The 15,485-nt window shown below is 68.2% G+C and carries 10 protein-coding genes; 9 read left to right on the top strand and 1 reads right to left on the bottom strand.

The features are described from left to right. Positions 1 to 4 precede the first annotated feature (4 nt). The 6 genes from carB to AC3DE2_RS05660 all read left to right on the top strand — a co-directional run bounded on the left by carB (position 5) and on the right by AC3DE2_RS05660 (position 10,418). Positions 5 to 3,247, top strand: a complete 3,243-nt coding sequence (gene carB / locus AC3DE2_RS05685; RefSeq protein WP_488425416.1) for a carbamoyl-phosphate synthase large subunit — start codon at positions 5 to 7, stop codon at positions 3,245 to 3,247. 8 nt (positions 3,248 to 3,255) lie between these two features. Next, a complete protein-coding gene (gene greA, locus AC3DE2_RS05680) occupies positions 3,256 to 3,720 on the top strand; it encodes a transcription elongation factor GreA (protein ID WP_181444083.1) in 465 nt (154 codons plus the stop codon). Positions 3,721 to 3,727: 7 nt separating this feature from the next. After that, positions 3,728 to 4,672, top strand: a complete 945-nt coding sequence (locus AC3DE2_RS05675; protein ID WP_488425415.1) for a phosphoglycerate mutase — start codon at positions 3,728 to 3,730, stop codon at positions 4,670 to 4,672. Next, entirely contained in the window at positions 4,669 to 6,393 is a 1,725-nt protein-coding gene (gene recJ, locus AC3DE2_RS05670) for a single-stranded-DNA-specific exonuclease RecJ (protein ID WP_295377339.1), read from the top strand. Before AC3DE2_RS05675 ends, recJ begins: the two co-directional genes overlap by 4 nt. 90 nt (positions 6,394 to 6,483) lie before the next feature. After that, entirely contained in the window at positions 6,484 to 9,420 is a 2,937-nt protein-coding gene (locus AC3DE2_RS05665) for a DUF2135 domain-containing protein (protein ID WP_488425414.1), read from the top strand. 107 nt (positions 9,421 to 9,527) lie between these two features. Continuing rightward, a complete protein-coding gene (locus tag AC3DE2_RS05660; RefSeq protein ID WP_295377343.1) occupies positions 9,528 to 10,418 on the top strand; it encodes a LytTR family DNA-binding domain-containing protein in 891 nt (296 codons plus the stop codon). Positions 10,419 to 10,473: 55 nt separating this feature from the next. Here the strand turns inward: AC3DE2_RS05660 and AC3DE2_RS05655 are convergent, their stop codons facing one another. Beyond that, complete coding sequence (locus AC3DE2_RS05655) at positions 10,474 to 11,124, bottom strand: hypothetical protein (protein ID WP_488425413.1); 651 nt, start codon at positions 11,122 to 11,124, stop codon at positions 10,474 to 10,476. A 159-nt stretch (positions 11,125 to 11,283) separates the two neighbouring features. Between AC3DE2_RS05655 and prfB the strand changes: the two genes are divergently transcribed. The 3 genes from prfB to AC3DE2_RS05640 all read left to right on the top strand — a co-directional run bounded on the left by prfB (position 11,284) and on the right by AC3DE2_RS05640 (position 15,483). Beyond that, positions 11,284 to 12,409 (top strand): peptide chain release factor 2 gene (gene prfB, locus AC3DE2_RS05650; RefSeq protein WP_488425412.1). Its coding sequence is split into 2 segments (ribosomal slippage): positions 11,284 to 11,358 and positions 11,360 to 12,409, totalling 1,125 coding nucleotides; the frame shifts between segments, so codons are not numbered across the junction. 82 nt (positions 12,410 to 12,491) lie between these two features. Next, a complete protein-coding gene (gene lysS / locus AC3DE2_RS05645) occupies positions 12,492 to 14,015 on the top strand; it encodes a lysine--tRNA ligase (protein ID WP_488425411.1) in 1,524 nt (507 codons plus the stop codon). A 328-nt stretch (positions 14,016 to 14,343) separates the two neighbouring features. After that, entirely contained in the window at positions 14,344 to 15,483 is a 1,140-nt protein-coding gene (locus tag AC3DE2_RS05640; protein WP_488425410.1) for an HD domain-containing phosphohydrolase, read from the top strand. Positions 15,484 to 15,485: the final 2 nt, after the last annotated feature.

Genomic DNA, 15,485 nt, shown 5'->3' with positions numbered 1-15,485 from the left:
GCCCATGCCCAAGCGCACCGACATAAAAACCATCCTCATCATCGGCGCCGGCCCGATCGTCATCGGCCAGGCGTGCGAGTTCGACTACTCCGGCGCCCAGGCGTGCAAGGCGCTGCGCGAGGAGGGCTACAGGGTGGTGCTGGTCAACAGCAACCCGGCCACCATCATGACCGACCCGGAAATGGCCGACGCGGTCTACATCGAGCCGATCAACTGGCAGACGGTCGAGAAGATCATCGCCAAGGAAAAGCCCGACGCGCTCCTGCCGACCATGGGCGGCCAGACCGCGCTGAACTGCGCGCTGGACCTGGCCGACCATGGCGTGCTGGAAAAATACGGCGTCGAACTGATTGGCGCCTCGCGCGAAGCCATCCGCATGGCCGAGGATCGCGAGCTGTTCCGCGTGGCGATGGGCGAGATCGGCCTGGAATGCCCGCGCGCGGCCGTCGCCCACACGCTGGAAGAGGCGATCGAGATCCAGGCCCGGGTCGGTTATCCCACCATCATCCGTCCCAGCTTCACCCTGGGCGGCAGCGGTGGCGGCATCGCCTACAACCGCGAAGAACTGATCGACATCGTCACCCGTGGCCTGGAACTGTCGCCGACCACGGAAGTGCTGGTCGAGGAGTCGGTGCTGGGCTGGAAGGAATTCGAGATGGAAGTGGTCCGCGACACCGCGGACAACTGCATCATCGTCTGCTCCATCGAGAACCTGGATCCGATGGGCGTGCACACCGGCGACTCGATCACCGTGGCCCCGGCGCAGACCCTGACCGACAAGGAATACCAGCGCCTGCGCGATGCCTCCATCGCGGTGCTGCGCAAGATCGGCGTGGACACCGGCGGTTCCAACGTGCAGTTCGGCGTCAACGCGCAGACCGGTCGCGTGGTCGTCATCGAGATGAACCCGCGCGTGTCGCGCTCCTCGGCGCTGGCCTCCAAGGCCACCGGTTTCCCGATCGCCAAGGTCGCGGCCAAGCTGGCGGTCGGCTACACCTTGGACGAACTGAAGAACGAAATCACCGGCGGCAAGACCCCGGCCTCGTTCGAGCCGACGATCGACTACGTCGTCACCAAGATCCCGCGCTTCGCGTTCGAGAAGTTCCCGCAGGCCGACGCCCGCCTGACCACCCAGATGAAGTCGGTGGGCGAGGTGATGGCGATGGGCCGCACTTTCCAGGAATCGCTGCAGAAGGCCCTGCGCGGCCTGGAGACCGGCAAGGTCGGCCTCGACCCCACCGGGCTGGATCTGGCCAGCGAGGACGATCTGGCGCAGCTGCGCCGTGAATTGAAGTCGCCGGGTCCGGAACGGCTGTTCTACGTTGCCGACGCGTTCCGCGCCGGCATGAGCGTGGAGCAGGTCCACGCGCTGTCGTTCATCGATCCGTGGTTCCTGGACCAGATCGAGGAAATCATCGCCGACGAAAAGCAGATCGCCGCCGACGGCCTGGGTTCGCTGGACGCGCGCCGCATGCGCCGGCTCAAGCGGATGGGTTTCTCCGATGCGCGCCTGGCCCAGCTGGCCAGCACCGACGAGGCCGCCGTGCGCGTGCTGCGCAAGGCACTGGGCGTGAAGCCGGTCTACAAGCGGGTGGATTCCTGCGCGGCCGAGTTCGCCACCGGCACCGCCTACCTGTATTCGACCTATGAGGACGAGTGCGAAGCCGAGCCGACCAGCCGCGACAAGATCATGATTCTCGGCGGCGGTCCCAACCGCATCGGCCAGGGCATCGAGTTCGACTACTGCTGCGTGCACGCGGCGCTCGCCCTGCGCGAGGACGGATACGAGACCATCATGGTCAACTGCAACCCGGAAACCGTGTCCACCGACTACGACACCTCCGATCGCCTGTACTTCGAGCCGCTGACCCTGGAAGACGTGCTGGCCATCGTCGAGCTGGAACAACCCAAGGGCGTGATCGTGCAGTACGGCGGCCAAACCCCGCTGAAGCTGGCGCGCGCGCTGGAAGCCAACGGCGTGCCGGTCATCGGCACCTCGCCGGATTCGATCGACCTGGCCGAGGACCGCGAGCGCTTCCAGCAACTGGTCGAGAAGCTGGGCCTGAAGCAGCCGCCCAACCGCACCGCCCGCACCGACGAGCAGGCGCTGGCGCTGGCCCGTGAGATCGGCTATCCGCTGGTGGTGCGCCCGTCCTACGTGCTGGGCGGCCGCGCGATGGAAATCGTCTACGGCGAGTCCGACCTGGCGCGCTACGTGCGCGACGCGGTCAAGGTCTCCAATGACTCGCCGGTGCTGCTGGATCGCTTCCTCGACAACGCGGTGGAAGTGGACGTGGACATCATCGCCGACAGCACCGGCAAGGTGCTGATCGGTGGCGTGATGGAGCACATCGAGGAAGCCGGCGTGCACTCGGGCGACTCGTCCTGCTCGCTGCCGCCGTATTCGCTGTCGGCCAAGACCCAGGACGAACTGCGCCGGCAGGTGGTGGAACTGGCCAAGGCGCTGAACGTGGTCGGCCTGATGAACACCCAGTTCGCCATCCAGGCCAACGACGACGGCGACGACACCGTCTACCTGCTGGAAGTGAATCCGCGTGCCTCGCGCACCGTGCCGTTCGTGTCCAAGGCCACCGGCGTGGCGCTGGCCAAGATCGCGGCCCGCTGCATGGCCGGGCGCAGCCTGGAAGAACAGGGCGCCACCCGCGAAATCGTGCCGGATTACTACTCGGTGAAGGAAGCGATCTTCCCGTTCGCCAAGTTCCAGGGCGTGGATCCGATCCTCGGACCGGAAATGCGCTCCACCGGCGAAGTGATGGGCGTGGGCCGCAGCTTCGGCGCGGCGATGGCGCGCGCGCAGGAAGCCGGTGGCATCAAGGCCCCGCAACCGGGCAAGGCGTTCGTGTCGGTGCGGGATCCGGACAAGAAGCGCGTGCTGCCGGTCGCCCAGGCGCTGGTCGAGCGCGGATTCAGCCTGGTCGCCACCCAGGGCACCGCGGCGTGGCTGCGCGAGCATGGCCTGGCCTGCGAGCAGATCAACAAGGTGGTGGAAGGACGCCCGCACATCGTCGACCTGATCAAGAACGGCGAAATCGTGTATATCGTCAACACCACCGAAGGGCGGCAGGCCATCGCCGACTCCTTCTCCATCCGGCGCGAGGCCCTCCAGCATCGCGTCACCTATTCGACCACGATCGCCGGCGCCAAGGCGCTGGTGCATTCGCTGGAATACCGCGGTACGGGCCCGGTCTGGGCCCTGCAGGAACTGCACAAGGAGCTGCAAGGGTGAGAGCACCACTGACAATGAAGGGCGCGCAGCGGCTGCGCCAGGAACTGGATCTGCTGAAGACGGTGAAGCGGCCGGAAGTGATCACCGCGATCGCCGAGGCGCGCGCGCACGGCGATCTGAAGGAAAACGCCGAGTACCACGCCGCCCGCGAGCAGCAGGGTTTCATCGAAGGCCGCATCAAGCAGCTGGAGAGCGAACTCTCGCACTCGGAGATCATCGACGTCACCAAGCTCAATGCCGGTTCGCGCATCGTGTTCGGCGCCACGGTGACCCTGGCCGACGTGGAGACCGACGAGGAGAAGCGTTACCAGGTCGTCGGCGATCTGGAAGCGGACATCAAGCAGGGCCTGATCGCGATTTCCTCGCCGCTGGCCCGCGCGCTGATCGGCAAGCACGAGGGTGACGCGGTCACCATCGACGCGCCGGCCGGACAGCGCGAGTACGAAATCGTCGGCGTCAGCTACACCGACTGAGCGGCCGATGGCGACCGCCACCCTGCTGCTGCCCGCGCGCCATCGGCTGGCGGGCCAGTCGCTGCCGGCTGATGTCGCCAGGGCGCTGGGGCGGGCCGATCGCCACACCGGGCAGGGCGGCGAACGCGAACAGCTTCGCCGCCATTTCCGGCAGGTGCCCGATCACTGGCCGGTGGCCGCCCTGACCCGGCAACTGGACGCCGGCGACGCCGAAGGCGCCACCTGGCTGCGCGCGGATCCGGCGCGGGTCTCGCCGGACATGAACGGTGCGCGCATGCTCGCCTACGGCGAGGCGCTGGGACTGGATGGAGAGGATGCCGCGCAACTGCTGCCGGCGCTGAAGCCCCTGTTCGGCGACGCCGGCCTGCTGCTCGATGCGCCGCAGCCCACGCGCTGGTACCTGCGCCTGCCGCCGGATGCGCGGCTGCCCGCGTTCGCGCCGATTGGCGACGTGCTGGGCGATGATCTGTTCGCGCACCTGCCCGAAGGCGACGACGGCCGGCGCTGGCGCGCGTTGCTGACCGAGGCGCAGATCGTGCTGCACAACCATCGGTGGAATGCGCGGCGCATCGCGGCCGGCAAGGCGCCGGTCAATTCGCTGTGGTTCTGGGGCGGCGGCCGGCTGCCGCAATCGGTGACCACCCGCTTCCGCCAGGTCAAGGGCCAGGACACCGTGCTGCGCGCGCTCGCGCGCGCGGCCGGCGTCACCGCCGAAGGCGAGGGCGGGGCGGTCGATGCGCTCATCGACCTGCGCCACCTGCGCCAGCTGGACACGCTGGCGCGCGACGCGTTGCAACCGTTGCTGGCGGCGCTGGCGCGCGGCGAACTGCACCTGCTGGAACTGGATTTCGAGGATGGCCAACGGTTCACCCTGCGTCGCGATCAGCGCTGGCGCTTCTGGCGCCGTCCGCTCGCCCGCCTGGGCGGCGCGGACGCCGGATTGACCGCATGACGCCAACGGCGCGGATCCGCCGGCGCGAGGCGGCGGCCGGCGGGGACTGGCCGGCCGGCATGCTGCCATTGCTGCGACGCGTGTACGCCGGCCGTGGCGTCACCGCGGCGGCCGGCGCGCAGCCGCGCCTGGCGCAACTGCTTTCCCCCGACGCGCTGGGTGGCCTGGATGCGGCCTGCGAACTGCTGCGGGCCGCCATCGACGAACAACGCCACATCGTGGTGGTCGGCGATTTCGACTGCGACGGGGCCACCGCGTGCGCGCTGATGGTGCGCGGCCTGCGCGCGCTCGGCGCGGCGCGGGTCACCGCGACGGTGCCCAACCGGATGACGCATGGTTACGGCCTGTCGCCGTCGCTGGTGGACGAACTGGCCGCGCTCGAGCCGGAACTGCTGGTCACCGTGGATCACGGCATCGCCTGCCATGCCGGCATCGCGCGCGCCCGAGCGCAGGGCTGGCAGGTGCTGGTGACCGACCATCACCTGCCCGGCGAAACGCTGCCGGCCGCAGACGCCATCGTCAACCCGAACCTGCGCGAGGACGGCTTCCCCAGCAAGGCGCTGGCGGGCGTCGGCGTGGCGTTCTACGTACTGCTTGCGCTGCGCCGGCGGTTGCGCGACGCCGGCCGCTGGCCGCAGGGCGAACCGGATCTGACCGTGCTGCTGGATCTGGTCGCGGTCGGCACGGTGGCCGATCTGGTGCCGCTGGACGCGAACAACCGCGCCTTGGTCGGCGCGGGCCTGCGCCGCCTGCGCGCCGGCCAGGGCAGCGCGGGCCTGCAGGCCCTGATCGAAGTCGCCGGGCGTGACGCCCGCCATCTGACCGCCTCGGACATCGGTTTCGCCATCGCGCCGCGGCTCAACGCCGCGGGACGCCTGGAAGACATGTCGCTGGGCATCGAATGCCTGCTGTCCGACGACCCCGCGCAGGCGCGCGAAATCGCCGCCACCCTCAACGAAATCAACGCCGAGCGTCGCGGCGTGCAGCAGCAGATGGTGGACGAGGCCCAGATCGCACTGGCGAAGCTGGCCGCGCTGGAGGCGGATCCACCGTTGGCGCTGTGCCTGTTCGATGCCGAGTGGCATCCGGGCGTGGTCGGCCTGGTCGCCTCGCGGATCAAGGACGGCCTGCACCGGCCGGTGATCGCCTTCGCGCCGGCCGAACCCGGCGCGGATTCGCTGCGCGGTTCGGCGCGCTCGATTCCCGGATTCCACATGCGCGATGCGCTGGCGGCCGTCGATGCGGCGAATCCGGGGCTGATCGAGAAATTCGGCGGCCATGCGATGGCCGCCGGCCTGAGCCTGGCGCAGGCGCGGCTGCCGGCGTTCGAGGCCGCCTTCCGCCAGGTCGCCGCGCAGTGGCTGGACGACAGCCTCTTGCAGGCCGAATGGCTGAGCGACGGCGAACTGCTGCCGGAGGAGTTCGATCGCGTCCACGCCGAAGCGCTGCGCGATGGCGGGCCCTGGGGACAGGGCTTCCCCGAACCGCTGTTCGACGGTGAGTTCGAGGTGATCGACTGGCGCGTGGTCGGCGGCAAGCACCTGAAGTTCTCGCTGCGCCTGCCCGGGCGCGCGCAACCGCTGGGCGCCATCCAGTTCGGCGGCTGGCGCGACCAGGCCAGGCCCAGGCGCGTCCACGCCGTCTACCAGCTCGACACCGACGACTACCAGGACCGCCGGGGCATCCAGTTGCTGGTTCGCCATTGGGTGGCGCTGCCGTAGGCAGGCGAAAGCACGCGATTCCGGGTAACCCCAGGGAGCCGCGCCGGACGTTTGTCCGTTCCAGACCGGAAACAAGAAAGGGGATTGCATATGCAGGGGAAGCACGGGGCCGCGATGCTGGCCTGTCTGGTGGCGCTGGTGTTCTGGCTGGGATGCGGGGGCGGGGACCTGCGCTCCCAGCGGCTGTCCAGCGATGCCGTGCCTTTGCTGGAAGTCGCCGGCGCCGAACTTCCGGTGCGGCTGCGCCAGGCGCGGGTGGAGACGATGGTGGTCGGCGGCGTCGCCCAGACCACGGTCGAACTGGAGTTCCACAACCCCAATCGGCGGGTGCTGGAAGGACAACTGGCGTTTCCCTTGCGCGACGGACAGCGCATCACCGGTTTCGCGCTGGATATCGATGGGCGCATGCGCGCGGCGGTGCCGGTCGAGAAGGCCAAGGGCCGGCAGGTGTTCGAAGCGATCGCGCGGCAGGGCGTGGATCCCGCGTTGCTGGAACAGACGGCCGGCAACCACTTCCGCCTGCGCATCTTCCCGATTCCCGCCACCGGCAGCCGCCGGGTACGCCTGATCTACAGCGAGACGCTGGCGCGTGAAGGCGACCACTACCGGTTGCCGGTATCGCTGGCGTTCGCGCGTGGCGCCGCCGAGCTGAGCTGGGACATGCGTATCGAAGGTGTCGCCGGCGCGCCACGGGTCAACGGAACGCTCGCGGGCACCTTGGGCGGGCGCATGGGCCCCCATGGCTGGGATGCCCGCTTCACGCGCCGTGATTTCAGCGGACAGGGCAGCCTGGAACTGCGCATCCCGCGCGCGAAGGGACCGCGCAGTCATCTGCAACGGATCGACGATCAGCTGTATTTCCTCGCCGAGTTGCCGGTGGAGGATGCGCCGGTGGCGCGCACGCCACCCAAGGCGGTGATGCTGCTGTGGGACAGCTCGGGATCCGCGCGCGGGCGCGATCACGAGGCCGAACTGGCGGTGCTGGATCGCTACCTGCGCGCGGCCGGCGATATCGAAGTCAGCCTGGTGCGGTTGCGCGATGTGGCCGAACCCGCGGTGCGCTACCCGGTGCGCCAGGGAGACTGGTCGAGCCTGCGCGAGGAACTGCGCGCCACGATCTACGACGGCGCGAGCCGGTTGGGCGCGTGGCGGCCGCAGGCCGGCATCGACGAGTACCTGCTGGTCAGCGATGGCGTGGACAACTACGGCCCGTCCGCGGAGTTTCCCGAACTGCAGCCGGGACAACGCCTGTTCGCCCTGAGCGGCGCCGGCCCGCATGCCGACGGACGTCGCCTGCGCGACTGGGCCGAAGCGCGCGGTGGCCGCGCGATCCTGTTCGATGCCTCCGGCGTGGAAGCGGCGGCGCACGACCTGCTCAGCGAGCAGGTCCGGCTGCAGGCGATCGAAATGGAAGGCGGCGAGGAATGGATCGCGCCGTCGGCCACGCCCCAGGACGGACTGCTGCGCGTCGCCGGTCGCCTGACCGTGCCGGTGGCGGAGCTGCGGGTCAGCTATCGGGCGCCGGATGGTCGCCTGCGTCGGGTCCCGATACCGATCGATGGCACGCAGGCCGCGCTCAGCGGTCCGGTCGGGCAATTGTGGGCCGGTTACTGGGTGGATCGCTGGAGCCGCGACAGCGCCGCCAACGCGGGACGGATCCGAAGCCTGGGCCAGCGGTTCGGGCTGGTCACCGGCGAGACCTCGCTGATGGTCCTGGAGACCGTCGAGGACTACGTGGAGCACGAAATCGCGCCGCCGGTCGAACTGCGCGCCGCGTACGAACAGGCCTGGGCGTCGCGCGTGCGGGATCGCGAACGCAGCCAGCGCGAACGATTGGATGAAGTGGCGATCGCGTTCGAGGAGCGCCGGGAATGGTGGAACCGGGATTGGCCCAAGGGCCGGCCGCCGGCGCCGCCGAAGCTTGAACGTCGCCAAGGCGAAGCGGATCGCGTCACGGATGGATACGCGGCCGCGGACGCTGCCGCGGCACCGGTGGCCGCCGCGCCTCCACCCCCGCCGGCGCCCGCGTCGGCCACGCAATCGATGCCGGAGGGCAACCTGGCGCTGGCGAGGGAGAGATCGACGCTGGACAGCGTGGCGGTGACCGGCGCCGCGGAAAGCGTGCAGGTGGCGTTGCAACCCTGGCAGCCGGATTCCCCCTACGCGCGTCGCCTGCGCGCCGCGCCCGCGGATCGCATCTACGCGCTCTACCTGGACGAGCGCGACGAACACGCGGCCAGCACCGCGTTCTACCTGGACGTGGCCGACATCCTGTTCGAGAAGGGACAGCGCGGACTCGCCCTGCGGGTGCTGTCCAATCTGGCCGAACTGGATCTGGAGAACCGCCATATCCTGCGCGTGCTGGCCTATCGCCTGATGCAGGCGAGGGAACCGGCGCTCGCGCTGGAACAGTTCCGGCGGGTGCGCGGGATGGCCGAGGAAGAACCGCAGAGTTTCCGCGATCTGGGCCTGGCGCAGGCGGAGGCCGGGGACCCGCAGGCCGCCATCGAGTCGCTATACGAAGTGGTGCGACGCGACTGGGACGCCCGCTTCGACGGGGTCAAGATGATCGCGCTGACCGAACTCAACGCCATCGTCGCCAACGCCGGAAAACCGCTGGATACCCATGCCATCGATCCGCGCCTGCTGGGCAACCTGCCGCTGGATCTGCGCGCGGTGCTGACCTGGGACAGCGACAACAGCGACATGGATCTGTGGGTCACCGATCCCAACGGCGAGAAGTGTTTCTACGGCCATCCGGAAACCTACCAGGGTGGTCGCCTGTCGGATGATTTCACCGGAGGTTATGGCCCGGAGGAATTCGCGCTGCGGGTGGCCAAGCCGGGCAAGTACCGGGTCGAAGCCAATTTCTTCGGCGACCGCCAGTCGCTGGTGACCGGCGCGACCACCCTGCAGTTGGCTTTCATCACCCGGTTCGGCACGCCGCGCGAGCAGCGGCAGATCGTCACCCTGCGCCTCAAGGAGGCCAGCGAAACGGTCTTGGTCGGCGAGTTCGAGGTGCGTTGAGCGCCTGCGCCCCCGCGCGATGACGGGGGCGTCCATCGCGATTTCGGGATGAGCGGTCCGGCGCGCCCGCGAACGCGGAAGCGGGCGCGCCCACCTACAATGCGCGGATGGCATCTTCCTCCGACACGCTCTACCTCCGCTTCCAGCCTTGGCGCCGCAGCTTCGAGATCGGCTTCTGGGTGTTCGGCCTGCTGATCAACGTGGTCGGCAACAGCATCACCGCGGTGATGGACATCCACCGGGCGGGGCTGCGGATCGCGGACTGGGAGCCGGTGGTCTGGGAAACCTCCAGCGGCATCGTGCTGCTGGCGCTGGTGCCGGCGGTGGTCGCGTTCACCCGCCGTTTCCCGCTCCACTGGGACACGCTGCGGAGGCAGTTGCCGTGGTACCTGCTGGCCAGCGTGGCGTACTCGCTGGTGCACGTGGCGGGCATGGTCGCATTGCGGATGCTGGCCTATCGCTGGCAGGGGGCGGAATACGATTTCGGTCCCTGGGCGCGGGAGTTCTTCTACGAATACCTCAAGGATGTGCGCACCTTCCTCTGGGCGGTCGTCACCATCGAGGTCTATCGTTTCCTGCTGCGCCGCTGGCAGGGCGAGGCCAGCCTGCTCGACGTGCCCGACGAGGGGCCGCCGCTGGAACCTGTGGAACGGCCGGAGCGCTTCCTGGTCCGCAAGCTCGGCCGCGAGTTCCTGGTGGCCGCCCGCGACATCGAGTGGCTGCAGGCCTCGGGCAACTACGTCAACCTGCGCGTGCGCGGCCACGACTACCCACTGCGCAGCACCATCGCCGGCATCGAGGCCAAGCTCGACCCCGCGTGCTTCGTCCGCATCCACCGCAGCTATCTGGTCAATCTCGAGCAGGTGGTTTCGATCGAACCGCTGGACACCGGTGATGCCCGCATCCACCTCAAGGACGGTACCGTTTTGCCATGCAGCCGCCGTCATCGGACCGCGCTGCGTTCGCGTACAGGCGCGGAGCAGGACGGAAGCGCCTGAAAATCCAGGGCGTTGACCGTCGCCCCGGCACCACGCGGCACCGGAGCGCGTGGTTTCAGAACATCCGCAGTGAACGGGTGCGGCCACGATTGCGCGCGTAGGGCTGGTAACCGCTCAGGATGTCGTAGCGTGCCATCGCGCCGTCTTCGACCGTCTGCGGATAGTGGCAGTCCGCACTCAATTCGCCGTCGAACTTCACGGGGTGGGTGGTGCCGTGATCGGCACCCCCGTCGATCCAGGTGAACACCAGCGGCCGCAATGGCTTCGAGTAGAGCTTGAGGTCGCATGCCACCGGAGCCATGTGCCGGAGCGCATACGCGGCCTGGGTCAGTTCACCGTGGTATTCATACAGATAGCGGCGCCGTGGCAACCCCGGATCATTCGACGGAATGAAATGCTTGCCATAGCCGCGGATGGTGAGGGTGCGCCCGCGCACCTCGACGAACTGGAAGGCCGGAGTGTCCTCGTCGGTGGCCAGCTCCCGGGCCAGGATGGCCCGGGCCCGCTCCCGCGGCAGCAGGGTATTGTCCTCGAGGCCATTGGCGTCGGCGACATGGAAGCCGTCGACATCCGACAGCATCTGCCGGAGCAGATCCGGGCTGGGTGAAGGATGCTTCCAGCGCACATTCGCGGCGCAGCCGGCCGAGAGCAGCGTCACCAGCGTCATCAGCGTCGGTGCGAGGAGGAGGGTGAGCTTCGATTTCATGATGGGCCGGGAGGGTGAAAACGGGGCATTCTGTGGCAGGCGGGGGCGTCGGCCCATCGGAATGTTCCGGAAGGCGCCGGTTCCCCGCTCCGGGGCGGGCGGGGGCGGCATCCGCTTGTTACAATCCCCGGTTCCTCTGTGTGCCCCCCACCGCCCGCCATGATCGAACTGAATCCCATCCGCCAGCGCATCGCCGACCTGCAGGACCGGTTGGCCTCGCTACGGGGGTATCTTTGACTACGATTCCAAGCGTGAACGCCTGGAAGAAGTGAACCGGGAGCTGGAAAGCCCCGACATCTGGAACAATCCCGAATACGCCCAGCAACTGGGCCGCGAACGCTCGCTGCTGGACAAGACCGTCAACGGCATCCGCGAGATCGACGAGGGGCTGGTCGGCTCCAGCGAACTGCTGGAACTGGCAGAAGGCGAGAACGACGAGGAAACCGCGCAGGCGGTGGTCGACGACGTGGAGCGCTTCGCCGGCCGGGTGGACAAGCTGGAATTCCAGCGCATGTTCTCCGGCGAGATGGACAGCGCCAACGCCTTCGTCGACATCCAGGCCGGCGCCGGCGGCACCGAGGCGCAGGACTGGGCGGAAATCCTGCTGCGCATGTACCTGCGCTGGGCCGAATCGCGCGGCTGGAAGGTCGAGCTGATGGAAGCCAGCGACGGTGAAGTGGCCGGCATCAAGTCGGCGACCTTCCGGGTCGAGGGCGACTACGCCTACGGCTGGCTGAAGACCGAGATCGGTGTGCACCGCCTGGTGCGCAAGTCGCCGTTCGATTCGGACAACCGCCGCCACACCAGCTTCACCTCGGTGTTCGTGTCGCCGGAAGTGGACGACAACATCGACATCGACATCAATCCGGCTGATTTGAAGACCGACGTCTACCGTTCCTCCGGCGCGGGTGGCCAGCACGTCAACAAGACCGAGTCGGCGGTGCGCATCACCCACGTGCCCAGCGGCGTGGTGGTGGCCTGCCAGACCGAGCGCAGCCAGCATGCCAACCGCGATCGCGCGATGAAGATGCTGAAGGCCAAGCTGTACGAGATCGAGATCCAGAAGCGCAACGCCGAGAAAAGCGCGCTGGAAGCCACCAAGTCCGACATCGGCTGGGGCAGCCAGATCCGCAACTACGTGCTCGACCAGAGCCGGATCAAGGATCTGCGCACCGGCATCGAGCGTACCGATACCCAGAAGGTGCTGGACGGCGATCTGGATGAATTCCTGGAAGCCAGCCTGAAGGCCGGCCTGGAAGCCGGCGCCAAACGCATCGACGCATAATCCACGGGTCGGGGCCATGGCCCCGACCCGGTTCCGCGGCCCCGGCCGCATCCCCCCACGTTTCCACCGACCCGTACCCGCCATGACCGACGAGACCCCCGCGCTGCCGCCCCACGCCGACGAGAACAGCCTCATCGCCGAGCGCCGCGCGAAACTCACGGCCCTGCGCGGCCAGGGCATCGCCTATCCCAACGACTTCCGCCGCGCCGACTATGCCGGCGACCTGCAGGCGCAGTACGCCGACAAGGACCTGTGGACCGCCGAGAGCCTGGAAGCGGCCGAGCGTCGCGTCAGCGTCGCCGGACGGCTGATGGCCAAGCGGGTGATGGGCAAAGCCAGTTTCGTGCAGATCCAGGACGAATCCGGTCGCCTGCAATTGTTCCTGCAGGCCAACGCGCTGGGCGACACCTACGAGGCCTTCAAGGGCTGGGACATCGGCGACATCGTCGCCGCCGAAGGCGCGCTGACCCGCACCAAGACCGGCGAACTGTCGGTCAAGGCCGACACGCTGCGCCTGCTGACCAAGGCGCTGCGCCCGCTGCCGGACAAGTGGCATGGCCTCTCCGACGTCGAGCAGCGTTACCGCCAGCGCTACGTCGACCTGATCGTCACGCCCGAGGCGCGCGATGTCTTCATCAAGCGCTCGCGCATCATCCGCGCGATCCGCGAGTGGCTGGACGCGCGCCGCTTCCTGGAAGTGGAAACGCCGATGATGCATTACATCCCCGGCGGCGCCGCGGCCAAGCCGTTCGTCACCCACCACAACGCGCTGGACATGGATCTCTACCTGCGGGTCGCGCCGGAGCTCTACCTCAAGCGCCTGGTGGTCGGCGGCCTGGAGCGGGTCTACGAAATCAACCGCAACTTCCGCAATGAAGGCGTCAGCACCCGCCACAATCCGGAATTCACCATGCTCGAGCTGTACGAGGCCTATGCCACGTACAACGAGATCATGGACCTGACCGAATCGGTGATCCGCGATGTCGCCCATGAAGTGCTGGGCACCGGCGCGGTCAATTGGGAAGGGCAGGACATCGATCTGGAGCCGGCTTTCCGCCGCTGGCGGATGGACGAGGCGGTGCGTCACCACAATCCGGAGATCAGCGCGGCCGACTGCACCGACCGCGACGCGCTGGCGCGCCACTGCGAGCGGCTGAAGATCGCGGTCAAGCCGTCCTACGGGTGGGGCAAGCTGCTGCTGGAGATCTTCGAGCGCACGGTCGAGCACACGCTGATCCAGCCGACCTTCATCACTGATCATCCGGTCGAGGTGTCGCCGCTGGCACGCGCCAACGACCAGAACCCCGGCTACACCGATCGCTTCGAGCTGTTCATCAACGGCAAGGAACTCGCCAACGGCTTCTCCGAGCTCAACGACCCGGAGGATCAGGCGGCCCGCTTCCAGGCCCAGGTGGCGGCCAAGGAAGGCGGCGATGACGAGGCCATGCATTACGACGCCGACTATATCCGGGCGCTGGAAGTCGGCCTGCCGCCGACCGGCGGCCTGGGCATCGGCATCGACCGGCTGGTGATGCTGCTCACCGGCTCGGACTCGATCCGCGACGTGCTGCTGTTCCCCTACATGCGCCCCGAGCACCACGGCTGAGCGGGAACCGCCGTGGCGCGGCAAGCGGGGTGACGCGCAGGGGCGCTTACCGGCGCCCGCCGCCGCCGGCCGCGGTGCCGGATTCCCGGCGGCAGCCTCCCTGGCGATCCCGGCAGGTGGTCGGTTTCCCGCGTCAAAAGCCCGCAGTAGCGGGCTTTTTGCGTGACGGCCTTCGCGATTCCGGCCCGCGGCGGGTCGCTGTCATCACACTGGCACGCTTTCTGCGTCAAAAATCCCACGTTTCCCGTTCACCTCCCGCGCCCACGGGCCGGAGGCCGGTCGGGAGCAGGGATCCAGACGTCATCGATACACGCAGGAAACGGTTCCGATGCTAGATGCCAGTGCAGCCATCGCCGGAGTATCCTTGCCCGACAGTCACTTCATGTGGCCACAAGGGGCGGGAAGCGCTTTGAATATCGTCATCGTCGATGACCAGACTTCGGCGCGCACGATGCTGCGCCATGTAATCGAGGACATTGCCTCGGAGCTGAGCGTGCACGACTTCGGGGATCCCCAGGTCGCGCTGGACTGGTGCGAGCGCAACCGCACCGACCTGTTGCTGCTGGACTACCGCATGCCGGGCATGGACGGGCTGGAATTCGCCCGCCGGTTCCGCCGCCTGCCGCTGCACCGCGACATTCCCATCATCCTGATCACGGTGGTCGGTGACGAGCCGATCCGCCAGGCGGCGCTGGAAGCGGGCGTCATCGATTTCCTGGTCAAGCCGGTCCGCCCGCGCGAGCTGCGCGCCCGCTGCCGCAACCTGCTGCAACTGCGCCAGCAGTCCGAGAACGTCAAGCAGCGCGCGCTTTCGCTGGAACAGCGCCTGCTGTCCAGCATGCACGAGGTCGAGGAGCGCGAACGCGAAACGCTGTCGCGCCTGGCCCGCGCCATCGAGTACCGCGACAGCGGCACCAGCGCCTACCTGGAGCGGATGGCGCACGTGGCGGCGCTGATCGCCGACGAACTGGGCCTGCCCGAGGACGAGGTCCGCGCCATCGAACTGGCCGCGCCCCTGCACGACATGGGCAAGATCGCCATTCCCGATTCGGTGCTGATGAAACCCGGTCCGCTGACCGAGGACGAGACCGACGTGATGCGCCGGCATCCGAAGATCGGCCACCAGTTGCTGTCGGGCAGCCAGAACCGCTTCATCCAGACCGGCGCGATCATCGCGCTGCGCCATCACGAGCGCTACGACGGCAGCGGCTATCCCGATGGCCTGGTCGGCGACGAGATTCCGTTGGAAGCAAGGATAGTGGCGGTCGCGGATGTTTTCGATGCGCTGATTTCGCCCCGGCCGTACAAGAAGGCCTGGGAAAAGGATGCGGCGCTGGCGTATCTGTATGCGCAGCGCGGCCGCCTGTTCGACCCCTCCTGCGTGGACGCGCTCATCCGCGGGCGGGAACGCCTGGACGATATCTGCGAGCGCTACTCGACGGTGCAGAGCCGTCCAGGGATGGAATGAGT

The organism is Pseudoxanthomonas sp. 68-E7 (assembly GCF_057773145.1).
This window is presented reverse-complemented; position numbering and strand designations above follow the sequence as displayed.